Source organism: Halorubrum salsamenti (assembly GCF_007671685.1).
GTDB classification, from domain to species: domain Archaea; phylum Halobacteriota; class Halobacteria; order Halobacteriales; family Haloferacaceae; genus Halorubrum; species Halorubrum salsamenti.
Map to the genome: position 1 here is coordinate 352,496 of NZ_VCNL01000004.1, position 22,681 is coordinate 375,176.

Here is a 22,681-nt window from a genome sequence, read left to right on the forward strand (position 1 = left end):
GAAAGCCGCCCTCCGCGTCGGCCGTTTCTTCGGCGTCGGTTCGCTGTTAGTTCGTCGCCGGTTCGTCGGCGACGTCGTCGACCGGACTCTACACCGCCTCCGGGCCGGTCGTACCGGTGCGGACCTGCAGCGCGTCCTCGACGGGCATGATGAACACCTTGCCGTCGCCGGGCTCGCCGGTCTTGGCGGCGTCGGCGATCGCGTCCGCGACCTCGTCGGCCGGGATGTCGGCGACGACCACGTCGATCTTCACCTTCTGGTGGAGGTCGACCGTGAACTCCTCGCCGCGCCACTGGCCCGTCTTGGCGGGCTGGCTGCCGCGGCCGGAGACGTTCGTCACGGTGAGCGAGGGCGCGTTGATCTCCGCGAGCGCCTGCTTGATGGCCCCGAGCTTGTCCGGACGGACGACCGCCGTGACCATCTTGATCTCCGAGCCCGCCTCCTCGCCGCCGTCGGCGCGCGGGGACTCGTCAGTGGTGTCGACGACGGAGGGGCCGCCGTCGGTCGCGACGTTCGCCTTGCCGAACTCGGGGTACGTCTCGACGCCGTGCTCGCTGACGTCGAGCCCGTCGCGCTCGTGGTCGGGGGTGACGCGGGCCTGACCGACCGCTTTGAACGCGCCGAACACCACGCCGGTGGCGACGACCGTCCACGCGGTGATGACGGCGACGCCGATAACCTGCGAGACGAGCAGGTCCATCGAGAAGCCGTCGACGTGGATGAACGGCAGCGCGAGGACGCCGATGACGCCCGCGGAGCCGTGAACCGGGAAGACCGCGCACACGTCGTCGATCTTCATCTTGTCCGAGACGAACTCGAACACGAGCGGGAGCTGGAGGCCGCAGATCAGCGCGACCGCGATGGCGCCCCACCAGGTGATCGCGTTGGCGGTGCCGGTGACGGCGACGAGCCCCGCCAGCACGCCGTTGGCGACGTACAGGGTGTCGACCTTCTTCGTGAGGTACATCGAGCCGAGCGCCGCGCCGACAGCCCCGGCGCCCATCCCGAGCGTCGTCGTCAGGGAGACGCGGCCGACCGCGGCGTAGCCGCCGAGCGCGAGTTCGCCGGACTCCGTGACCGAGAAGACGGTCGCGGTCGTCCCGACGTTGAATCCGTACCAGCCGAACGCCAGAACGAGGGTGCCGAGCACCGCGAACGTCATCGAGTGACCGGGGATGACGTTCGTAGAGCCGTCCTCGGCGTAGCGGTCCATGCGCGGTCCGAGCACGTACGCCGCGGTGAGGCCGGCGATACCGCCGACGCCGTGGACGATCATCCCGCCCGCGAAGTCGGTGAAGCCGAGGCCGCTTCCGCCGAGGAAGCCGCCGCCCCAGGTGATGCCCGCGACGACCGGGTAGATGACCGCCGAGATGGCGACCGTGTACGCGACGTACGCGCGGAGCTTCGCGCGGCCGGCGACCGCGCCGGAGACGATCGTCGCCGCCGTCATCGCGAAGACGGCGCCGAACAGCCAGCTGTTGACCCAGCCGCCGTCGCTGAGGGCCGACGCCGGGGAGAAGCCGGCGCCGCCGGCGACGCCTTCGATCCCGAAGCCGATCAGGAAGTACACCAGGACGCCGACGCCCCACGTGAGGAGGTTCTTCGTGAGCTGGTTCGCGACGTTCTTCGCGCGTACCTGCCCCGCTTCGAGCATCGCGAAGCCGGCGTGCATGAAGAAGATCAGGAAACAGACCACGGCGACCCACATCAGGTTCACGCCCTCCGCGAGGACGCTCGGATCGATGCTCGCGAGGACGCCGGTCGTCACGCTCCGACCACCTCAACTGAACATACGTTCTTCGAATCGCGCGCTTCGTTCGTGTTCATGTTCTGAATCACGTTTCGACAGCGGGGAACAAGAATATATAAACGTTCGAGTTGAGTTTCACAAAAATTTTATTTGATAATACCGTGGACGTCAGATATAAAGACAGATACATGGTGTATAAGGACGTATTCTCGGGGAACTTTTCGCAATCCTTGCGATAGAATCGGACAGGTGTTTTATAAATATTCTGATAGAATGTCCCGGATCGACCGGTTTCGAGCCTCGCGGCGCCGGGCGCGGCCGCCGTTGGCGATTTTTGCCGCACCGGTTTTCGACCGATACCGGTTTTTCGGGGTCAAAAGACCGATTTCGGAGGTCTCGGGGGCTCCGCGAGAAATGTTACGTTCGTCAACCGAATCTGCGGTTCGGGTTCGGATCCGCATTCTGGATCGGTCGGTCGCATTCGGATTCGGAGTCGGATCGCGTTCGAATCGAAAAACGACGTCGTCAGCCGACGAATTCGGGCGGACTACTCCGGCTTCAGCCCCTCGCCCTGCACGCGCATCACGGCCTCACCGTCTGCGAGGTTCGGCGCGTCGACGAGTCGGACGATCCGCTTGTCGCCCTTCGACTTCCGGAGGTAGATCCGGAACGTGGACGCGTGTCCGAGGATGTTTCCGCCGATCGCCTGCGTCGGGTCGCCGAAGTAGGAGTCCGGGTTGGAAGCGACCTGGTTCGTGACGAGGATGGCGGTGTTGAACAGGTCGCCGATCCGCATCAGGTCGTGGAGGTGTTTGTTGAGCTTCTGCTGCCGCTCGGCGAGTTCGCCCCGACCGACGTACTCCGCGCGGAAGTGGGCCGTCAGCGAGTCGACGCAGACGATCCGGATGGGCCACTCGCCCTCCTCGTGCTCACCGGCGAGCTCCTTGGCCTTCTCGGCCAGCAGGATCTGGTGGTTGGAGTTGAACGCCTTGGCGACGTGGATCTGGTCTAAGAAGGCCTCGATCAGCTCCTCCATCGCCTCCTCGTCGTTCGGGGTGCCCTCGATCTCGCGGCGCTCCATCTCGTCGGCGAGGATCTCGTCGTCGAGCCCGCGGACCATGTCGTCGATCCGCTCCGGGCGGAACGTGTCCTCGGTGTCGACGAAGATGCAGCCGCCGTCGAGCCCGCCGTTCTCCGGCAAGAGCTGGACGTTGACCGCCATCTGGTGGGTCACCTGCGACTTGCCGGACCCGAACTCGCCGTACACCTCGGTGATCGACTGCGTCTCGATGCCGCCGCCGAGCAGGTCGTCGACCTCGTCGATCTGCCACGAGAGCTTGCCGATCTCCTCGCGGCGTTCGAGCACGGCCGCCCCCGTCTCGAAGCCGCCGACGTCGGCGGCGTCGCGGGCGGCGTTGATGATGTCGCTGGCGGACGACTCGCCGATGTCGGCGGTGTTGGACATCTCGCCGGGGCTCGCGACGGCGATCGACTGGTAGCTCTCGAACCCGTTCTCGACGAGCTTGTCTGCGGTGGCGGGGCCGACTCCGGGGAGGTCCTCGAGTTCGTCTTCTGGCATGTACGCGTCCCTTGTTCGCCATCCCGTATAAAGACTCGTTTACACCCGAGTGAAAGTGAAAAGCGAGCGGGGACCGCGCTCCGGACTGGCTCGGTACCGTATAAATGGCCTCGTGCGGACGCGGCGACGTGCCGACCCAGTGGAACTGGTCGGTTCGACCGATCCGTCAGCGGCGACTCCTCGGCGCAACCGTCTCAGAACCCGACGCGGCGGACGTACGCCAGTTCGCGGATCTCGACGAGGAGGTCGCCGGAGAGGTCGGCGTCGGTGATCACGTACAGCTTCGGGTCGTCGGTGAACTCCGGGTCCTCGCTCAGCACCTGCCGGATCGAGATGTCGTGGTCGGCGAGAATGCCGGTCACCTCGGCGACGATCCCGGCCTCGTCGGCGGCCGCGACCTCGATCGTGAGCACCGTCAGATCCAGGACGGGAGCCAGGTCCATCAGGCTCGGTACGGACGAGATGTTCGTGAAGATGCGCTTCAGTTCGGGATCGGCGAGGATCGCGTCGGTCGTCGAATCCACGACGCGGCGGTCGACGTCGAGTTCGCGCGCGATCCCGGTGTAGGGGATCTCGATCCCGCCGGAGACGACCCGCCCCTCCTCGTTGACGGAGAAGCCGCGCTCTAAGAACAGCCGGATCACCGCCTGCTGGCTGGGTGACCCCTCGAACTTCTCGAGGATCTCGTCGAACATGCGTTGCTACGGTGCTCGTCGCCGAGGGCTTAAAAGCGGGGTACTGCGGAGCCTCAGTTCGCGACCGCCGAGTAGACGCCGCCGAGGACCGCACCGTACACGACGTGGCCGACGAGGCTCTCGACGCCGACGTTCGGCAGCGGCGGCGCGCCCGGGAATCCGACGGCGCCCAGCCAGATCGGCATCACGATCACCGCGAGCGCGACCCACACGAGGAGGCCGTAGCCCGCACCGACGCCGAGGCTCGTTCCGACCGACTCGCCGAGGTCCGGCTCCAGGCCCGCGATCGCGGCGAATCCGAGGCCGATGATCGCGCCGTGGGACACGTGGATCACCCAGCCGACGGCGCCGGCGGGGCCCTCGACGCCGTACATCGCCGGGATCCCCATCTCGAGGACGCCGGGGGTCATCATCGACATCATCGCGCCGAAGACGAGACCGCCGGCGAGCCCGCCGGCCACGCCGGCCTTCCAGTCGCCGTATGCCGTCGATACGTCCGTCGCTGTCGCGGTTTCGGTTGCCATAGCGGCTCATAACTCGGCTAAGAACCGGTAATAACCGCCGGTAACGTGTGTGTGAGATGCACATCCTCCAAATGTTTATGTTCTCTGAAACGACGACACCGGGGTACTTCCTCGGTCGATCACTTCCGCTCCGGCACCCGGCCCCTTTTAGCCGATGGCGACGAACCTCGTCCCGTGTCAGAGTCGCCGCATCTGCGGTTCTTCCCGTACGAGGAGCCGTACCCGAACCAGCGCGAGGCGATGGACAGGGTCGCAAACGCGCTGGACCGGGGGCAGGACGTGCTGTTCGAGGGCGCGCCCGGAACGGGGAAGACCCTCTCCGCGCTCGTGCCCGCGCTCGAACACGCTCGCGAGCACGACCGCACGGTCGTCATCACGACCAACGTCCACCAGCAGATGCGACAGTTCGTCGAGGACGCCCGCGCGATCACCAGCGAGGAGCCCATCCGCGCGGTCGTGTTCAAGGGGAAGTCGTCGATGTGTCACATCGACGTCGACTACCAGGAGTGTCAGACCCTCCGGGACACCACCCGCGAGATGGTGGAGACCGAGAGCGAGGTCCGCGAGCTGGAGGCCCGTCAGCGCGAGCTGCTGGCCGAGAGCCGCGAGGGCGACGCGGGGGCCGCCGAGGCCCGCGAGTCGGTCATGGACGAGCTCGACGAGCTGGAAGACGAGATCGACGAGTACGAGACCGCGAACGTCTGTGCCCACTACCGGAACAACCTCGTCGAGGACACCGACGAGTTCTTCGGGTGGCTGTTCGAGGACGTTCGAACCCCGGAGGACGTGTACGCGTACGCGGACGAGCGCGAGCTGTGCGGCTACGAGCTGTTGAAGGAGGGGATGGAGGGGGTCGATCTGGTGGTGTGTAACTACCACCACCTGCTCGACCCCAACATCCGCGAGCAGTTCTTCCGGTGGATCGACCGCGACCCCTCCGAGATAATCACCGTCTTCGACGAGGCTCACAACGTCGAGGACGCCGCCCGCGACCACGCCACCCGCACGCTCACCGAGAACACGCTCGACGCCGCCCTCGACGAGCTGGCGGACAACGACGACTCCCGCGCCGAGGCGGCCGAGAACGTCGTTCGCGCGTTCCGCGACGCCCTCGTGGAGACCCGCGACGACGCGCTCGGCGTCGGCCAGCGCGGGTCGGTCGGCGAGAGCTGGGAGGACCTGTCGATCGCCAACGACGGCCGCCGCGACGACCTCACGCTCGCGTTCCTCCGCAACTACGAGGGGAAGGGGATCGACACGGAGACGGAGCTCGCGGTCCAGCTCGGGCAGGCGCTCGACGAGGAGTACGAGCGCCGCTACCGCGACGGCGAGACCACGACCCGCACGGAGTGTCAGACCCTGCAGGTCGCCCGGTTCGTCGCGACGTGGATGGAGGAGGGGACCGAACTGGGCCAGTACCCGGTCGTCTCCGTGCGCCGCGACGGCGCCACCGACGAGGTGTACGGCCGCGCGGAGCTGTACACCTGCATCCCCCGCCGCGTCACCGAGGAGCTGTTCGACGAGGTCGCCGCCTCGGTGCTGATGAGCGCGACGCTCCGCCCCTTCGACGTCACCGAAGACGTGCTCGGCTTAGAGGACGTGGCGTCGCTGGCGTACGAGATGGGGTATCCCGAGGCGAACCGCCGGACGTTCGCGGTCGACACGCCGCCGCTGTTCGCCTCCGAGCGCAACGACCCGGAGACGCAGGAGACGGTGGCGTCGCTGCTGCGCGACGCGATCCGCTTCACCCCGGGGAACACGCTGGCCTTCTTCCCCTCGTACGCCGAGGCGGAGCGCTACTACGAGCGGCTCGGCGGGACAGCGGGCGGCACCGGCGGAAGCGACACCGACGTCGGGGGCGGGCTCGCGGGCGCCGGCCTCGGCTCCCGCTACCTCGACGGCCCCGGAGAGAACGAGGAGGACCTCCGCCGGCGGTTCGTCGAGAGCGACGACGCGACCCTCTTCACCTCGCTGTGGGGAACGCTCGCCGAGGGCGTGAGTTTCGACGGCGACGACGCCCGGACGGTGGTGGTCGTCGGCGTGCCGTACCCGCACCTCTCGGACCGGATGGAGGCGGTCCAAGACGCCTACAACCGGGCGTTCGCCGACCGCGATCGCGCCCGCGATCCCGGCTGGGCGTACGCGGTCGAGATCCCGACGATCCGCAAGACGCGACAGGCGCTCGGTCGGGTCGTCCGCGGTCCCGACGACTTCGGCGTTCGGATCCTCGCTGACCGCCGGTACACGTCGGCGGACATGGGGAAGTACTCGGTCCGCGGCGCGTTCCCGCCGGAGGAGCGCGAGGAGCTGCTCGATCTCGACCCGGAGAAGCTGAAGTTCGCGATGCTGAACTTCTACGGCGACCACGACGCGTACGGTGGGGCGCCGCCGGAGCCGTGAAACGGCGGCGAGCGGTGAGCGTCGCCGGAGCCGCGAGTTTTCGTCTCACCCCGGTCGCGCTGCGAGCAACACCGCGATCCCGAGCAGCACGATCCCGAGCAGGGTCGTGATCACCGCGTGGATCACGGTCATTCCGACCACGAGCCGTCGCGGCTGGTCGTAGCTCCACGCGAACATGCCGGCGTCGACGAGGAGCGCGGCCGCGACGATCAGCGCCTCGGGGAGGGCGAAGGCGCCGCCGACGACGCCGATCACCGCGGGGAGCGGGCCGACGTAGAGGGCGCGGCGCGGGTCCACGTCGCCGAGGACGTTCCGGGCGGCGAGGTGGGCGGTCACGGAGAGGAACAGCGCGAACAGGACGGTCGTCCCCAGCACCGACGCCGGCGTCACCGTCTGAAGGAGCATGGGAGACCTACGAGGCGGCGGGTAAAAGTGGTCGCGGAATCGGCACGAGAGAGGTAGGCGGCGCGTCGACCGCTTACGCCAACAGCCCGAGCCCGTCGAGTTCCTCGACGATCACGTCGACGGCGGCCGCGGCGTCGTCGGGACTCGTTCCGCCGGTAATGACGAGCTTTCCGCTGCCGAACAGCAGCGCCACCACGTCGGGCTGGTCGATCCGGTAGACGAGCCCGGGGAACTGCTCCGGCTCGTACTCGATGTGTTCGAGCCCGAGCCCGATCGCGATCGCGTTGAGGTTGAGGCTCTCGCCGAGGTCGGCGGAGGTGACGATGTTCTGGACCGTGACCTCGGGGTCCTCGATCGGGATCTGTAACTTTCGGAGCTCGTCGAACACCAGGTCGAGGCTCTCGTGGACGGCGTCGATGGAGTTGGCGCCCGTACAGACGATCTTCCCGGACCGGAAGATCAGCGCGGCCGACTTCGGGTCCGTGGTGCGGTAGACGAGCCCGGGGAACTGCTCCGGGTCGTAGTCGGCGCCCTCGAGGTCCATCGCGACGCTCTGGAGATCGAGCTCCTGCCCGATCCCCGTGGAGGCAACGACGTTCTCTATCGTGATCGTCTCCTTCGGATCGGCCATTTCTACCTCGATACACACTTGAAGCACGTAAAAAGGTGGCTGGTCGGAACCGCTATCCTCTTGCGACCGGCGGCCCGACTCCGCGGCGTGTACTGGCTCGAACTCGCCGGCGAGGAGGACGCGTTCGCCGCCCGCGAGGCCGCCGTCGCGGCGACGGGCGTGGAGCTGCTCGCGCCGGGGGTGGCGCGCGCCGGGAGCGTCGGTGACGGGACCGGCGGCAGTAGGAGCGAGAGCGGCGCGGACCCTCCGGTCCGCCGGCTCGCCTACACCCGCGCCGCCCACGAGGCGATCGCTCGGACCGACGCCGACCTCGACGCCGCCGCGGCCGCGCTCGACGCGGCGCCGCTCGACCGGACGGGATCCGTCGCGGTCCGCGCCCGCAACGTCCGGAACACGACCGAGGTCTCGACGAGCGCGGCCGAACGCGAGCTGGGCGGCGTCCTCGTCGACCGCGGGTTCGAGGTCGACCTCGACGGTCCCGACCACGTCCTGCGCGCCCTGTTCGCGGCCGGCGAGCGCGACGACCACGAGGCGGTCCCGGGCGCGGACGGCGGCGACGCCGCGGTCTGCGCGCTCGGGTGGGTCGCCGTCGAGGCCGCCCGCGACTTCGCGCCGAAGCCGACCGACCGGCCCTTCTTCCAGCCGGGGAGCATGGCGCCGGCCGACGCCCGCGCGTACGCGAACCTCGCCGGCGCCGCGCCCGGGCGGACGCTCCTCGACCCGATGTGCGGCACCGGCGGGCTCCCCCTCGAAGCCGGGATCGTCGGAAGCGACGTGCTCGCGTGCGACGCCCAAGCGAAGATGGTCCGCGGGACCCGCGAGAACCTCCGGGAGTACGTGGGATCGGCCTCCGACGCCCCCGACTGGCACGTCGCCCGCGGCGACGCCACGGCCCTCCCCCTGCGCGACGACGCGGTCGACGGGGTCGCGTTCGACGCCCCGTACGGCCGCCAGTCGAAGATCGCTCGCCACGAGCTCGCGGACCTCGTCGGGGGCGCGCTCGCGGAGGCGGCCCGGGTCGCTCCCCGAGCCGTGGTGGTCGCCGACCGCGACTGGCGGGGGGAGGCGCGCGGGGCCGGCTGGGCGGTCGACGCCGCCTTCGAGCGCCGGGTCCACCGGTCCCTCACGCGGCACGTACTCGTCCTCGATCGGGAGTGACGGGCGGATGACGGACGCGAGAGCGGCGCGAGAGCGACTCGGCTTCACCGTCCCGAGAGTGAACGAACGGTCGGCGATACACGGCGGGTGAGCGTCGCAGGCGACAAGTTTCAGTTTCACCGTCCCCGCGGGCAACGGTTAAGTGGGCGGCCTGTCGTGATATTCACATGACCGGGGACGCCGGCGGCGACATGCTCTCGTGGGACGAGTCGGTGTTCCGCGACGAGTCGGTGTTCGAGATCGACCACGTCCCCGAGACGTTCCGCCACCGCGAGAGCCAACTCGAGAGCCTGAAGTACGCGCTCCGCCCCGCCGTCCGCGGTTCCCGCCCGCTCAACACGATGGTGCGCGGCCCGCCCGGCACCGGGAAGACCACCGCGGTCCAGAAGCTGTTCGGCGAGCTCGGCGCCCGGACCGACGTGCGAACGGTCCGGGTGAACTGTCAGGTGGACTCGACGCGGTACGCCGTGTTCTCGCGGCTGTTCGAGGGTATATTCGACTACGAGCCGCCCTCCTCCGGAATCTCGTTCAAGAAGCTGTTCGGGCAGATCACCGACCAACTCGTCGAGGAGGACGACGTGCTCGTGGTCGCCTTAGACGACGTGAACTACCTCTTCTACGAGAACGAGGCGTCCGACACCCTCTACTCGCTGCTGCGCGCCCACGAGGCGCACTCGGGCGCGAAGATCGGCGTCATCGTCGTCTCCTCCGATCTGGGCCTCGACGTGATCGACGACCTCGACACCCGGGTCCAGTCGGTGTTTCGCCCCGAGGAGGTGTACTTCCCCGTCTACGACGCCGCCGAGATCTACGACATCCTGTTGGAGCGCGCGAAGCGCGGGTTCCACGACGGCGTCATCGGCGACGCCGAGTTGGAGCGCGTCGCCGACCTCACCGCCGAGAGCGGCGACCTCCGGGTCGGGATCGACCTCCTCCGCCGGGCCGGGCTCAACGCGGAGATGCGCGCCTCGAAGACGATCGCCGAGGAGGACGTGGAGTCGGCCTACGACAAGTCCAAACACGTCCACCTCTCGCGCTCGCTCCGCGGGCTCTCGGACTCCGAGCGCGCGCTGGTCCGCGTGCTCGCCGAGAACGACGGCGAGCGCGCGGGGACCGTGTACGAGGCGTTCCACGACGAGACGGACCTCGGCTACACCCGCTACTCGGAGATCATCAACAAGCTCGACCAGCTCGGCGTGATCGACGCGGAGTACGCCGAGGTGGAGGGGCGCGGGCGCTCTCGGGAGCTCTCGCTGGCCTACGAGGCCGAGGCGGTGCTGGACAGGCTGGAGTAGCCCGACGCCTTTTCAACCGCTCCCGCACAGTCGGAGGTATGAAGACGAGCGGCGGCAGCGACGCGGCGAAGCGACGCGCCGGCGAGTCGGCGGCCGAGGCGGTCGACGACGGCGACGTGGTCGGCCTCGGCACCGGGTCGACGGCGGCCCACGCGATCCGGCGTCTCGGCGAGCGAGTCGATTCCGGCCTCGACGTCCGGGGCGTGGCGACCTCCTTCGCGAGCCGGGAGCTCGCGGCCGACTGCGGGGTCCCACTGCTCGACCTCGACGAGGCGGTGGGGACCGACGCGCCCGGCATCGACGTCGCGATCGACGGGGCCGATCAGGTCGCGGTCGGCGGGGAGGGCGACGAAACGGCGACCGGCGTCGGCCCACTTATAAAGGGCGGCGGCGCCGCCCACGCCCGCGAGAAGCTGGTCGACGCCGCCGCCGACCGGTTCCTCGTCGTGGCCGACCCCTCGAAGGAGGCGCCGGTCCTCGATCGGTCCGTCCCGGTGGAGGTGCTCCCGGCCGGCCGAACCGCGGTCGCCGAGGCGGTGCGAGCGGCCGGCGGCGAGCCGGTCCTGCGGCGCGCGGAGCGGAAGGACGGGCCGGTCGTCACGGACAATGGAAATCTCGTGCTCGACTGCGCGTTCGGCGAGATCGACGACCCGGACGCGCTGGCGACGACGCTGGCGACGACGCCCGGGGTCGTCGAACACGGGCTGTTCGTGGGGCTCACAGACGAGGTCCACGTCGGGGCGGAGGCGGGCGTGCGGGTCGCGAGGCGGTGAGGAAAGTCAGCGAGTCGACCGACGCGTCGCTCACCGATCGGCGGTCACGCAAAAAATGAAGAACGGAAAGCGCGTCCGTCTAGAGGTCGCGAGGCTGGACCGTCTTCCGGTCGTTGGCCTCGGCGCGGCGCGCGGCGTCTTCGAGCAGCTCGTCCACTTCGTCGTCCAGCGCGTCGTAGAAGTCCGAAGCGACGTTCTTGTCGTCCAGGGCTTCCTTGACGGCCGCTTTGACAATAAGGTCTGCCATGCGCTCGACGCTATCCGTCGACAGTTAATAAGAGTTCCTGAATTCGACCGCGAGGGAGGCCGTGCGGGCTGTTCGCGGCGGTGTACCGGAACGCTTACTTATAAACTTTGTGAGAGCGAGAGGCGATCGTCGGCCGAGATCGGCTCGGATCGATAGGTACGACTCCGTTCGGTCCCGACGAGCGATCATGCGCGACACGCTTGAGGCGCTCGACGCCGGGGAGATCGGCGTCGCGGAGGCGGAATCACGGCTCGCGGGCTACGCGACGACGGCGGCGGGGCGGTTCGACGCCGCCCGCGAGGGACGGCGCGGGATCCCCGAGGCGATCCTCGCGGAGGGGAAGACGCCCGCGGAGGTCGCGGCGCTGACGACGACCGCGGTGGAGACGACGGGCCGCGCGCTCGTCACGCGGGCGGACGCGGACGACGCCGCCGCGATCCGGACAGCGGTAGCGGATCTCGACCTCGACACGCCGGACCCCCTCGATGCGACCGTCGACCACGACGAACGGACCGACACCGTCGTCGTCCACGGCGCCGGCTTCGAACGGCCGGCCCTCGACGCGACCGTCGCGGTCGTCGCGGCCGGCACCGCGGACGCGGCGGTCGCCGGGGAGGCGGCGCTGGTCGCCCGCGAGGTCGGCGCGACGATCGACCGGATCGACGACGTGGGGGTCGCGAACCTCGACCGGATTTTGGACCAGCGCGACCGGATCCGCGAGGCGGACGTGGTCGTGGTCGCCGCCGGCCGCGAGGGGGCGCTTCCGACGGTCGTCGCGGGGCTCGTCGCCGCGCCGGTGATCGCGCTCCCGGTCTCGACCGGCTACGGCGTCGGCGGCGAGGGGATCGCGGCGCTGGAGGGCGCGCTCCAGTCCTGTTCGGTGCTCACGACGGTGAACGTCGACGCCGGCTTCGTCGCCGGCGCGCAGGCGGGCCTGATCGCCCGTGCGATCGACTCGGCGTCCGACTCGTAGTTCGGGGCGTGGTCCACCGTCAATGCGGGGATCGCGGTGGTTTTGAGGCCGGGAGACAACCCGCTCTCGTGTCAGATCATCACGTGTACGTCATCGAGTGCGCCGACGGCACGCTCTACACCGGCTACACCACCGACGTGGAGCGGCGCGTCGCCGAGCACGACGCCGGCGAGGGCGCCAAGTACACCCGCGGCCGGACTCCCGTGACGCTGCGCCACGTCGAGTCGTTCGACTCGAAGTCGGCCGCGATGTCGCGCGAACACGCCATCAAGTCCCTGTCGCGCGCGGAGAAGGAGCGGCTGATCGGCGACCGGTAGCGGGCAGACGCGGAGACGACGCGTCTCCGCTCGGCCTCACTCGACGAGCCGCTCGATCTCCGTGACGAGGATGCCGGTCGCGCCAACCGACTTCAGCTCCGAGATCGTCGCAAACACGTCGCGCTCCTCGACGACGGCGTGGACCGCGACCATGCCGTTGCCGTCCTCGTCGGCCTCGACGTCCATCACCGTCGGCCCGCCGAGTCCGGGGATCACGTCCTTCACCTCGTCGAGCCGCTCTTTGGGGGCGTTCATCATCAGGTACCGGCGGCCGTCGGCCGCGAGCACGGACTCGAAGGCGGTCAGCACCTGCTCGACCTTCGCGTCGTCGACGACATCGGGGCGAGCGAACAGCCGCACCGAGGAGTCGAGCACGTCGTCGATCACGGCGAGCCGGTTCACCTTCAGCGTCGTCCCCGTGGAGGTGATGTCGACGATGGCGTCGGCCATGTCGACGTGGGGGGTCAGTTCGGTCGCGCCCGTCACGGTGACCACGTCGGCGTCGACCCCCACGCGGTCGAGGTAGTCGCGGGTGACCGCCGGGAACTCGGTGGCGATCGTCCCGCCGGCGAGGTCCCCGACGCTCCCGATGTCGCCGTCCTCCGGCGCCGCGAGGACGAGCTTACAGGAGCCGTACCCCAGATCGAGTAAGTCGACGAGGTCGTCCTCCCCCGCCGCGCTCGCGGAGTCGGCGACGCCGCCGGACTCCGCGGCCTGATCGAGGCCCGTGATCCCCACGTCGGCCGCGCCGTCGCGGACGTACTCGGGGATGTCGGCCGCGCGCGCGTACAACACCGTCACGTCGGGGTCGACGGTGTCGGCGTACAGCTGGCGGTCGGCGGTCTCCTCGACGTGGAGCCCCGCGCGCTCTAAGAGCGAGAGCGTCGGATCGTGCAGGCGGCCCTTGTTGGGGACGGCGATGCGCATACCGAGAGCGTCGCGGGGCGACGGGGAAACGTTTTCGTCCGGGGAGCAGTTCTGAGGGTCGACGCGAGATCGCTTATAAACACCGTCAGTGCGGTGGCGCGCGCCTGTGAGCGCCCGAAGGGCGCGAACAGCGCGTGCGAGGGAGTCGGCCGACCAGAGGGAGGCCGACGAGGCTGGGGAGGAGTGAGGTGCGGTGCCGTGCGGGGCGGGGAGGGACTCAAAGGGGCAGCCGTGAGGCGGGCGCAGGCGACGCAAGGACCGCAGGGCGGGAGCGAGTGAAACGAGCGACCAACCGAGGACCGCAGCGAGCGTGCGCCCGCCTCACGGCCGGGGCTTTGGCGGTGTTCGCCGCCGATCTACAGTCGATTATTTATAAACGAGCCGCCGGTTGTGTCGAACCTTCTTCCGACCACCCAGTACGCGACGGGGAGACAGCCGGCGAACGCGACCGGCCAGACGGTCAACTGCGAGATCGGATCGGGCGGCGAGACGAGGCTCCCGACGGCCAGCCCGCCGAGACCGGCGACGACGACGACAGCGGCGGCTCGTTCCCACCGGGACGGCGGGTACCGGCGGGAGCGCCCGCGGCGCCACCACAGCAGGTAGTAGGCCAGTACGATCCCCGAGACCGGGGCGAGTACGCCCCAGAGTCCCGGATGGTCGCTTCCGCGGGCGTGCGCGTCGAAGTTGACCCACGCGCCGATCGCGACCCAGACGAACAGCACGAGGGCCGCGCCGAACGCGGCGACGGGCGTGAGGAGGGACACGAGTCGGTGTTCGCGCCGACCGCTAATCGGTCTTCCCTTTGAACGTCCACGCGCGATCGATCTCCGTCGCCGACCCCCTAGCCGCGCCGCTCAAGTGTCTCGCCGTCCAACGACGCGTATCGTGAGCGACGCCGACTCCCCCCTCTCCGAGGACCGTCCGACCGTCGACCGCCCGCTCCGCGTCGACGCCCCGTTCGAGCCCGCGGGCGACCAGCCGGAGGCGATCGAGAAGCTGGTCGAGGGGTTCGAGTCGGGCGCCGACAAGCAGACCCTCCTCGGCGTGACGGGGTCCGGGAAGACGAACACCGTCTCGTGGGTCGCCGAGGAACTCGATCAGCCGACGCTCGTCTTGGCCCACAACAAGACGCTCGCGGCCCAGCTCTACGAGGAGTTCCGCGAGCTGTTCCCGGACAACGCGGTCGAGTACTTCGTCTCCTACTACGACTACTACCAGCCGGAGGCGTACGTCGAGCAGACGGACACGTTCATCGACAAGGAGATGTCGATCAACGAGGAGATCGACCGACTGCGCCACTCCGCGACGCGCTCGCTGCTCACCCGCGACGACGTGATCGTGGTCGCGAGCGTCTCGGCCATCTACGGGCTCGGCGACCCGGGGAACTACCGCGACATGGCGCTCCGCTTGGAGGTCGGTGAGGAGGTCGGCCGTGAGCAGTTACTCGCCGACCTCGTCGACCTGAACTACGAGCGCAACGACGTGGACTTCACGCAGGGCACCTTCCGCGTGCGGGGCGACACCGTCGAGATCTACCCGATGTACGGGCGGTACGCGGTCCGAGTGGAGCTGTGGGGCGAAGAGATCGACCGGATGCTCAAGGTCGACCCGATGAAAGGCGAGGTCGTCTCGGAGGAGCCCGCCGCCATGCTCCACCCGGCCGAGCACTACTCGATCCCGGACGACCAGCTGGAACAGGCGATCGCGGAGATAGAGGACCTGCTGGAGAAGCGGGTGAGCTACTTCGAGCGACAGGGCGACCTCGTGGCGGCCCAGCGCATCGAGGAGCGCACCACCTTCGACCTGGAGATGCTCCGGGAGGCGGGCTACTGCTCGGGGATAGAGAACTACTCGGTCCACATGGACGACCGCGAGTCCGGCGACGCGCCCTACACCCTGCTGGACTACTTCCCCGACGACTTCCTCACCGTCGTCGACGAGTCCCACCAGACGATCCCCCAGATAAAGGGCCAGTACGAGGGCGACAAGTCGCGGAAGGACTCGCTCGTCGAGAACGGGTTCCGGCTCCCGACCGCCTACGACAACCGCCCGCTGACGTTCGAGGAGTTCGAGGAGAAGACCGATCGGACCCTCTACGTCTCGGCGACGCCGAGCGACTACGAGCGCGAGACCTCCGACCGGATCGTCGAACAGATCGTCCGCCCGACCCACCTCGTCGATCCGAAGGTGGAGGTGACGGAGGCGATCGGGCAGGTCGAGGACCTCTTAGAGCGGGTCGACGAGCGGATCGAGCGCGACGAGCGCGTCCTCGTGACCACGCTCACCAAGCGAATGGCCGAGGACCTCACGGAGTACTTCGAGGAGGCCGGGGTCGACGTGGCGTACATGCACGACGAGACGGACACCCTCGAACGCCACGAGATCATCCGCGACCTTCGCCTGGGCAACATCGACGTGCTCGTCGGCATCAACCTGCTCCGCGAGGGGCTCGACATCCCGGAGGTCTCGCTCGTCGCGATCCTCGACGCCGACCAGGAGGGGTTCCTCCGCTCCACGACGACGCTCGTCCAGACGATGGGGCGGGCCGCCCGCAACGTCAACGGCGAGGTCGTCCTCTACGCCGACCGGGTGACCGACTCGATGGAGGAAGCCATCGAGGAGACCCAGCGCCGCCGCGAGATCCAGCTGGAGTACAACGCCGAGCACGGCTACGAGGCGACCACCATCGACAAGCCGGTCGGGGAGACGAACCTCCCGGGGTCGAAGACGGACACCTCGAACGTCAGCGTCGGCGACGTGGAAAGCGAAGACGAGGCGAAAGCGCAGATCGAAGCGCTCGAAGACCGGATGGACGAGGCCGCGAGCAACCTGGAGTTCGAGCTGGCGGCCGACATCCGCGACCGGATCGCCGAGCTCCGCCGCGCGTTCGAGCTCGACGGCGGCGACGACGGCGTGCCGGCGCCGATGATCGACGAGTAGTCGACCGTGACGACCGGGGCCGCGGCCATCCCCACGGCGACTCCGATTCTCGCGCGCCGAAACCTGCGACGCCGGGATTTTTAACTGCGACCGTCGGAACGCGTCACGTGAAGCGCCGCGCGGTGGCCGCTGGCCTCCTCGCCGTCGCCAGCGCTGGCTGTACCGATCGCCTCCACGACCTGGCGGCGTCGACGCCGCAAGACCTCGGAGTCCGGAGCCGCTACGTCGACGGCGACCCGCTCGTCGAGGGGCAGAGCGTGCGCTCGCTCCCCGAAGAGCTCCTGACTCACGCCGCCTCCTTCCGGTCGAAACCGGAGGCGAAGGCGGCGGTCCTGCCGGACCAGCCGGAGACGATGACGTTCGTCGAGGCCACCTCGTTCGCCGACGACGGCGGCGAGTCGGTGCTCGTCGCCGCCCAGCGGCTCACCGCGCCCGAGGTCGAACTGCGGCTTGGCTCGATCAGCCGTACCGGGGACCACTCGCTCCGCGTCGCCGTCGATCAGGCCGGCGTCCGCGGCGAGGTCGAGACCGACGATCCGGTCGTCAAGACCCTCCTGTTGCGGCTCACCGACGAGCGGGGGCCACCGGAGCGCGTGATCGTCTCGATCGGCGGCCAGCGCGCCGGCGTCACGATCTGAGCGATCGGAACCGGTCCACCGCGCCCGCGTCCCGCGATCGTTTAGTGCCTCGGCGGTCTTCGACCGGGTATGGTATCCCTCCGTCGTCGCCTCGTCGGCTTCGCGCTGCTCGCCGTCGCCGTCGCCGCGTTCGCGTTCGCGGCCGACATCGCGCCAGCGGTCGTCCCCGAGTCGGCGGCCGCGTCGGCCGACGCGTCGGTCATCGCTACCACGCCGTTCTCCCTGATCGCTGCGCCGGCCCTCCTCGCGGTCGGGTCGGTACTCCTCGTCGCCGGTGGAACCGCGCTCGCGGGCGCCGACCTCTCCGCGCGGGCGACCCTCCTCGCGCCCGCCGTCGGGGCGACCGTCGGGTTCGCGGTCGCGTCCGGACTCCTCGCCGCGCCCGCGGCGGTCCTGCCCGCGTTCGCCGAGACGGGAGCGCTGACGACCGCGCTCGCCGGGGCGCCGGGCACGATCGCGGCCGGCGCCGTCGTCGGGGCCGCGATCGCGCCCGTGGTCCGCGCCGCGACCACGGAGGACACGGTCACGCTGCTCGTCGGTGCGGCGCTGCTACTCGTGTCAATCGCGGCCGCGTCGGGCGACCCGCTCGCACTCACGACCGGGGGCGTCGCCGGCGTCGCCGCCGTGGGGGTCCTCTGGGCGGTCGATCCGGCGACGTGGCGGCCTTAAGTCGGGTCGGTCCCCTTATCGAGGGAAGCAAGGGTCAGCGCTCAGTCGCTCGGCCGCTCGCTTTCCGCCTCCAGTTCGATGTCGCGGTCGGCCTCGCGGGTCTCCCCCTCCTGACGGGCGAGGTCGACGTCGCGGGCCGCGTCCGCGTCGCGCGTCTCGTCGGTCCGCAGGTCGCTGTCGGCCACCGTGTCGAGCTGTTCGAGCGCGCTCTCGATGTCCTCGAGACCGAGCATCTTCTCCGTCTCCTCGTCGAACTCCTTGCTCTCTAACCCCTCCATCTGTTGGACGTCGGAGCCGGACAGCGCCTTGCCGTAGCGGCCGACGAGGCTGGTGAGCTCCTGCGGGAGCACGAACGTGGTGGACTCGCCTTTGCCGATCTCTTCGAGGGTCTCCATCCCCCGCTCGATGATGGCGCGCTCGCCCATCGACTCGGCCGAGCGGGCGCGGAGGACCGTCGAGATCGCGTCCCCCTGCGCTTCGAGGATCTGGGACTGCTTTTCCCCCTGCGCGCGGATGATGTTCGACTGTTTGTCACCCTCCGCCTGCTCGATCGCGGAGCGGCGTTCCCCCTGCGCTTCGAGGATCATCGCGCGGCGGCGGCGCTCGGCGCCGGTCTGCTGCTCCATCGCGCGCTGGACCTCTTGGGAGGGGCTCACCTCGCGGACCTCGACCGCTTCGACGCGGATCCCCCACTCGTCGGTCGGCTCGTCCAGCTCCTCGTTGATGCGGTCGTTGATCTGGTCGCGCCGGGACAGCGTGTCGTCGAGTTCCATGTCGCCGAGGACGGCGCGGAGCGTGGTCTGCGCGAGGTTCGAGACGGCGTTCTTGTAGTCGTCGACCTCTAAGAACGCCTTCTTGGCGTCCATCACCTTGATGTAGACGACCGCGTCCGCGGTGACCGGCGAGTTGTCCCGCGTGATCGCCGACTGGCTCGGCACGTCGATCGTCTGGGTCCGCATGTCGAACGCGTACGTGCGGGAGACGAACGGCGGGATGAGGTGGACGCCGGGTTCGAGCAGCTTCCGGAACTCGCCGAACACGGTGAGCGCCTCCTTGTCGTAGGCGTCGACGATCTCGACCGCGCTGACGACCGTGACCGCCGCCACCAACACCGCGAGCGCCGCGACGCCGAAGACGAGGCTCTGGCTGAGGAGGGCGAAGCCGACGAGGAGCGCGCCCGCGAGCGCGGTGTACTGCCAGACGGAGTCCGGGATGCCGCCCATCGCGTCCTCCAGCTCGAAGGTATCGCCGCGCGGACCTTGGGTTCCCATAGCCGATCTTACGGGCCAACGCTGTTAACGGTTGTCACGAGGGTCCCGCACGCGTCGGAAAATCACCGAGCGTCGCCTCCGAGATACCGGAAACGTCCGCGACGTCCGGGCGGCTTTAAGCGGTCGGCGAGCGCACGCAGAGGTATGCCAGCCGACGAGGACGACGTCGACCACGAGTTCCGCACGCGAAGCGTCCACGCGGGGTCGGACCCGGATCCGGCGACCGGAGCCCGCGCCACGCCCATCTACCAGACGACCTCCTACGAGTTCGAGGACGCCGACCACGCCGCCCGGCTGTTCGGGTTGGAGGAGGCGGGCAACGTCTACTCGCGGATCATGAACCCGACGAACGCCGCCCTCGAAGAGCGGATCGCCTCGCTCGAAAACGGCGTGGGCGCGGTCGCCACCTCCTCGGGGATGGCGGCGTTCGATCTCGCGACGTTCATGCTCGCGTCCGCGGGCGACAACGTCGTCTCCTCGTCCGCTCTGTACGGCGGCACCTACACCTACCTCACGCACTCGGTCGAGCGCCGCGGGATCTCGACGCGGTTCGTCGACCCGCTCGATTACGAGGGGTACGCCGACGCGATCGATGAAGACACCGCGTACGTCCACCTCGAAACCATCGGGAACCCGGCCTTGGTCACGCCCGACATCGAGCGGATCGCCGACATCGCCCACGAGCACGGCGTCCCGCTGTTCGTCGACAACACGTTCGCGACCCCCTATCTGTGCCGCCCGCTCGACCACGGGGCGGACCTCGTCTGGGAGTCGACGACGAAGTGGCTCACCGGCAACGGCACCACCGTCGGCGGCGTCCTCGTCGACGGCGGCTCGTTCCCGTGGAGCGACCACGCCGAGAAGTACCCCGAGATCGCACAGGACAACCCCGCGTACCACGGGATCAACTTCGTCGAAGCGTTCGGCGACGCGGCGTTCACGTTCGCGGCGACTACCCGCGGACTGCGCGACCTGGGCGACCAGCAGTCGCCGTTCGACGCGTGGAACACCCTCCAGCAGACGGAGTCGCTCCCGCTGCGGATGGACCGCCACTGCGAGAACGCCGGGATCGTCGCGGAGTACCTCGACGAGCACGACGACGTGGCGTGGGTGAACTACCCGGGTCTGGAGAGCCACGAGACCCACGAGGAGGCCAGCGAGTACCTGGAGGGCGGCTACGGCGGCATGATCACCTTCGGGCTGGAGGGCGGCTACGAGGCCGCGAAGGGAACCGTCGAGAACGCGGATCTCGCCTCCCTGCTCGCGAACGTCGGCGACGCGAAGACGCTCGTCATCCACCCGGCGTCGACGACCCACCAGCAGTTGACCGAGGCGGAACAGGAGTCCGCCGGCGTCACCGGCGACATGGTGCGGCTCTCGGTCGGTATCGAGGACCCCGCCGACATCGTCGCCGACCTCGAAGCGGCGATCGAACGCGCGTCGGCGTAGGCCGGATTCCGACTCTTCGGAGTCGCCGTCGAGCCTACAGGTCGTCGGCGTCGAACTTCCAGAGCCCGGCCAGCGGCGGCGCAATCGTCCAGAACACGAGCATCGACACCGCCGAGATCTGCTGGTTGACGGCTTCGCCCGAGAACAGCTGATCGCCGAGGAACGCGTTGGACAGCAGCTCGACCCCGGTTATCGGGTTCGCGACCTGGAGGAACACGCTGATCTGCTGTCGGGAGACCGGCAGGGGGTCGATCAGCCCCGCGTCGGCCGCGGCGCCGAGGAACTGGCCGGTGACCGCACCCCACAGCATCACGAACAGGACGTAGATCGCGACGCCCCCGATCAGCGCCTGTCGCTGCGTCGTCGCCGCCGCCGAGCAGCCGACCGCGATCGCGACGAAGACGACGCCGAGGACCGCGGCGAAGACCGTGTACCCGAGGTACGAGCCGACGTTGAACGCCTGGATGTATCCGAGCTGAGAGAGCGCGAGCAACACGAGCGCCGGGAGGAGGAAACCGGAGAACACCGCGAGCGACAGCGCGGCGCCCCGCCCGACCACCTTCCCGAAGACCACGTCCGCCCGCGAATGCGGTAGCGACAGGAGCAGTTTCAGCGATCCGGACTCGCGCTCGCCGCTGACGGCGTTGTACCCGACGACGACGCCCACGAGCGGAACGAGCGTCGTCACCAGGAAGGGACCGACGGCGGCGCTCAACAGGAACTCCGTCGCGAACTGCTGACCCGGCGGCGCGAAGACGTACGCGAAGACGGCGACGAGCAGCGAGAACAGCGCCACGAGGACCAACATCCCGCGGGACCGCACCGTGTCCTGGAAGTCCTTCTCTGCGATAGCGGGGAGGCTCATCGGCTCACCTCCTCGTCGTCAACTGCGTCGGCGGTGTCGGCAGTGTCGGCGGTGTCGGCGGTGTCGGTTCCCTCGGCGGCGTTCCCGCCGTCTACGTCCTCACCGCCCTCACCCGGCGCGTCGCCCTCGGTATACGCCAAGAAGAGGTCTTCGAGCGACGCCTCGCGGGTGTGGAAGTCGTCGACGGTGATCCCGCCGTCCTCCAAGGCGCCGATAACCCGCGTCTTCGCGCCGTCGGCGCAGCTCACGACGAGCGTGTCGCCGTCGCGATCGACGCGACTCACGCCGTCGAGGTCGCGGACCGCCTCGACGGCCGAGTCGCTCGCGCCGTCCGCGTCGCCGCCGGCGATCGCGATCTCCAGCGTCTCCTCGCCGCCGACGGCCTCGCGGAGCCCCTCCACGGAGTCCTCGGCGACGAGCTCCCCCTCGCGGAGGATGCCGACGCGGTCGCAGACGGCCTCGACCTGTTCGAGGATGTGCGAGGAGAAGAAGACCGTGGCGCCGCGGTCGGCCTCGGTCCGGACGATCTCGCGCATCTCCTTCGCCCCCGCCGGGTCCAGCCCGGAAGAGGGCTCGTCGAGGATGAGCAAATCGGGGTCGTCCGCGAGCGCCATCGCGAGCGCGAGCCGCTGGCGCATCCCCTTCGAGTAGCCACCGGCCTTGCGGTCGGCGTCGTTGAGGAGGCCCACGCGATCGAGGAGGGCGTCCGGGTCGTCGTCCGCCTCCTTCGATCGGACCGCGAACTCGACGTGTTGCCGCCCCGAGAGCCGGTCGTACACCGCGAAGCCGTCGGGGAGCACACCGGTCCGCTTGCGGATCGCGACGCCGTCGGCCGTGGCGTCCCGGCCGAGCACGCGCACCGTCCCCTCGGTGGGCCGGACCAAGTCGAGCACCATGTCGATGGTCGTCGACTTGCCGGCGCCGTTCGGACCGAGGAAGCCGTACACCTCCCCCTCTTCGACGGCGAGATCGAGGCCGCGAACGGCCGTGACATCGGCGAACTCCTTCGTCACGCCCCGCAGTTCGATGGCGGTCATACCGCCCCGTTTCCGCGTCCCCGGATAAAGGGTTGCGGGTCGCGACGCGCCACTGTAGGGGTTCGAAACTGATTGTTCAGTAGAAATAAAAAATATATGTTAAATAAATTATCATTATTCAGATCCCAGTATCTG

Annotated in this window: 22 protein-coding genes; 10 read left to right on the forward strand and 12 right to left on the reverse strand. The window is 69.1% G+C overall.

The window, feature by feature from the left end; genetic code table 11:
• Window positions 1–88 precede the first annotated feature (88 nt).
• The 4 genes from FGL94_RS13100 to FGL94_RS13115 form a co-directional block, all read right to left on the reverse strand.
• On the reverse strand, window positions 89–1,768 hold the full coding sequence (locus FGL94_RS13100; protein WP_144926015.1) for an ammonium transporter: 1,680 nt from the start codon (window positions 1,766–1,768) through the stop codon (window positions 89–91).
• 529 nt (window positions 1,769–2,297) lie between these two features.
• Entirely contained in the window at window positions 2,298–3,329 is a 1,032-nt protein-coding gene (gene radA / locus FGL94_RS13105; RefSeq protein ID WP_144926018.1) for a DNA repair and recombination protein RadA, read from the reverse strand.
• Window positions 3,330–3,523: 194 nt separating this feature from the next.
• Window positions 3,524–4,024, reverse strand: coding sequence for an ACT domain-containing protein (locus tag FGL94_RS13110; protein ID WP_144926021.1), 501 nt, complete (start codon window positions 4,022–4,024; stop codon window positions 3,524–3,526).
• Between the two features lie 53 nt (window positions 4,025–4,077).
• Window positions 4,078–4,548 (reverse strand): histidine kinase, encoded by a 471-nt coding sequence (locus FGL94_RS13115; RefSeq protein ID WP_144926024.1) that lies wholly within the window; start codon window positions 4,546–4,548, stop codon window positions 4,078–4,080.
• A 174-nt stretch (window positions 4,549–4,722) separates the two neighbouring features.
• On the opposite strand from FGL94_RS13115, the gene FGL94_RS13120 reads away from it, so the two are divergent.
• Complete coding sequence (locus FGL94_RS13120) at window positions 4,723–6,948, forward strand: ATP-dependent DNA helicase (protein ID WP_144926027.1); 2,226 nt, start codon at window positions 4,723–4,725, stop codon at window positions 6,946–6,948.
• Window positions 6,949–6,993: 45 nt separating this feature from the next.
• Here FGL94_RS13120 and FGL94_RS13125 read toward each other — a convergent pair whose 3' ends face one another.
• The gene (locus FGL94_RS13125; RefSeq protein WP_144926030.1) at window positions 6,994–7,353 is read right to left on the reverse strand and encodes a DUF7473 family protein; all 360 of its coding nucleotides are present in this window, start codon (window positions 7,351–7,353) and stop codon (window positions 6,994–6,996) included.
• 73 nt (window positions 7,354–7,426) lie between these two features.
• The gene (locus FGL94_RS13130) at window positions 7,427–7,984 is read right to left on the reverse strand and encodes a TATA-box-binding protein (protein ID WP_144926033.1); all 558 of its coding nucleotides are present in this window, start codon (window positions 7,982–7,984) and stop codon (window positions 7,427–7,429) included.
• A gap of 87 nt (window positions 7,985–8,071) precedes the next feature.
• Here FGL94_RS13130 and FGL94_RS13135 point away from each other — a divergent pair, with 87 nt between their 5' ends.
• The 3 genes from FGL94_RS13135 (at window position 8,072) to rpiA (ending at window position 11,210) form a co-directional block, all read left to right on the forward strand.
• Window positions 8,072–9,142: a THUMP domain-containing protein gene (locus FGL94_RS13135; protein WP_144926036.1), complete on the forward strand. Its 1,071-nt coding sequence runs from the start codon at window positions 8,072–8,074 to the stop codon at window positions 9,140–9,142.
• A gap of 167 nt (window positions 9,143–9,309) precedes the next feature.
• Window positions 9,310–10,437 carry an ORC1-type DNA replication protein gene (locus tag FGL94_RS13140; protein WP_144926039.1) on the forward strand — a complete coding sequence of 376 codons (1,128 nt, stop codon included), beginning with the start codon at window positions 9,310–9,312 and terminating at the stop codon, window positions 10,435–10,437.
• A 38-nt stretch (window positions 10,438–10,475) separates the two neighbouring features.
• Window positions 10,476–11,210, forward strand: coding sequence for a ribose-5-phosphate isomerase RpiA (gene rpiA / locus FGL94_RS13145; protein WP_144926042.1), 735 nt, complete (start codon window positions 10,476–10,478; stop codon window positions 11,208–11,210).
• Window positions 11,211–11,289: 79 nt separating this feature from the next.
• Here the strand turns inward: rpiA and FGL94_RS13150 are convergent, their stop codons facing one another.
• Window positions 11,290–11,457: a DUF1931 family protein gene (locus tag FGL94_RS13150; RefSeq protein ID WP_004047560.1), complete on the reverse strand. Its 168-nt coding sequence runs from the start codon at window positions 11,455–11,457 to the stop codon at window positions 11,290–11,292.
• A 187-nt stretch (window positions 11,458–11,644) separates the two neighbouring features.
• Between FGL94_RS13150 and larB the strand changes: the two genes are divergently transcribed.
• Together larB and FGL94_RS13160 are read left to right on the forward strand one after the other, a co-directional pair.
• Entirely contained in the window at window positions 11,645–12,430 is a 786-nt protein-coding gene (gene larB, locus FGL94_RS13155; RefSeq protein WP_144926045.1) for a nickel pincer cofactor biosynthesis protein LarB, read from the forward strand.
• A gap of 68 nt (window positions 12,431–12,498) precedes the next feature.
• Window positions 12,499–12,747 carry a GIY-YIG nuclease family protein gene (locus FGL94_RS13160; RefSeq protein ID WP_144926048.1) on the forward strand — a complete coding sequence of 83 codons (249 nt, stop codon included), beginning with the start codon at window positions 12,499–12,501 and terminating at the stop codon, window positions 12,745–12,747.
• A gap of 36 nt (window positions 12,748–12,783) precedes the next feature.
• On the opposite strand, the gene hisG is transcribed toward FGL94_RS13160, so the two are convergent.
• Together hisG and FGL94_RS13170 are read right to left on the reverse strand one after the other, a co-directional pair.
• Entirely contained in the window at window positions 12,784–13,674 is an 891-nt protein-coding gene (gene hisG, locus FGL94_RS13165; RefSeq protein ID WP_144926051.1) for an ATP phosphoribosyltransferase, read from the reverse strand.
• A 356-nt stretch (window positions 13,675–14,030) separates the two neighbouring features.
• Window positions 14,031–14,441, reverse strand: coding sequence for a hypothetical protein (locus tag FGL94_RS13170; RefSeq protein WP_144926054.1), 411 nt, complete (start codon window positions 14,439–14,441; stop codon window positions 14,031–14,033).
• A gap of 121 nt (window positions 14,442–14,562) precedes the next feature.
• Between FGL94_RS13170 and uvrB the strand changes: the two genes are divergently transcribed.
• The 3 genes from uvrB (at window position 14,563) to FGL94_RS13185 (ending at window position 17,924) form a co-directional block, all read left to right on the forward strand.
• A complete protein-coding gene (gene uvrB, locus FGL94_RS13175) occupies window positions 14,563–16,617 on the forward strand; it encodes an excinuclease ABC subunit UvrB (RefSeq protein ID WP_144926057.1) in 2,055 nt (684 codons plus the stop codon).
• 107 nt (window positions 16,618–16,724) lie between these two features.
• Window positions 16,725–17,255: a hypothetical protein gene (locus FGL94_RS13180; protein WP_144926060.1), complete on the forward strand. Its 531-nt coding sequence runs from the start codon at window positions 16,725–16,727 to the stop codon at window positions 17,253–17,255.
• 69 nt (window positions 17,256–17,324) lie between these two features.
• Complete coding sequence (locus FGL94_RS13185) at window positions 17,325–17,924, forward strand: hypothetical protein (protein ID WP_144926063.1); 600 nt, start codon at window positions 17,325–17,327, stop codon at window positions 17,922–17,924.
• A 41-nt stretch (window positions 17,925–17,965) separates the two neighbouring features.
• Here FGL94_RS13185 and FGL94_RS13190 read toward each other — a convergent pair whose 3' ends face one another.
• Window positions 17,966–19,195, reverse strand: coding sequence for an SPFH domain-containing protein (locus FGL94_RS13190; RefSeq protein WP_144926066.1), 1,230 nt, complete (start codon window positions 19,193–19,195; stop codon window positions 17,966–17,968).
• A 144-nt stretch (window positions 19,196–19,339) separates the two neighbouring features.
• On the opposite strand from FGL94_RS13190, the gene FGL94_RS13195 reads away from it, so the two are divergent.
• Complete coding sequence (locus FGL94_RS13195) at window positions 19,340–20,644, forward strand: O-acetylhomoserine aminocarboxypropyltransferase/cysteine synthase family protein (protein ID WP_144926069.1); 1,305 nt, start codon at window positions 19,340–19,342, stop codon at window positions 20,642–20,644.
• A gap of 34 nt (window positions 20,645–20,678) precedes the next feature.
• Here FGL94_RS13195 and FGL94_RS13200 read toward each other — a convergent pair whose 3' ends face one another.
• Window positions 20,679–21,509 carry an ABC transporter permease gene (locus FGL94_RS13200; protein WP_144926072.1) on the reverse strand — a complete coding sequence of 277 codons (831 nt, stop codon included), beginning with the start codon at window positions 21,507–21,509 and terminating at the stop codon, window positions 20,679–20,681.
• The gene (locus FGL94_RS13205; RefSeq protein WP_144926075.1) at window positions 21,506–22,546 is read right to left on the reverse strand and encodes an ABC transporter ATP-binding protein; all 1,041 of its coding nucleotides are present in this window, start codon (window positions 22,544–22,546) and stop codon (window positions 21,506–21,508) included. Before FGL94_RS13205 ends, FGL94_RS13200 begins: the two co-directional genes overlap by 4 nt.
• Between the last annotated feature and the right edge of the window lie 135 nt (window positions 22,547–22,681).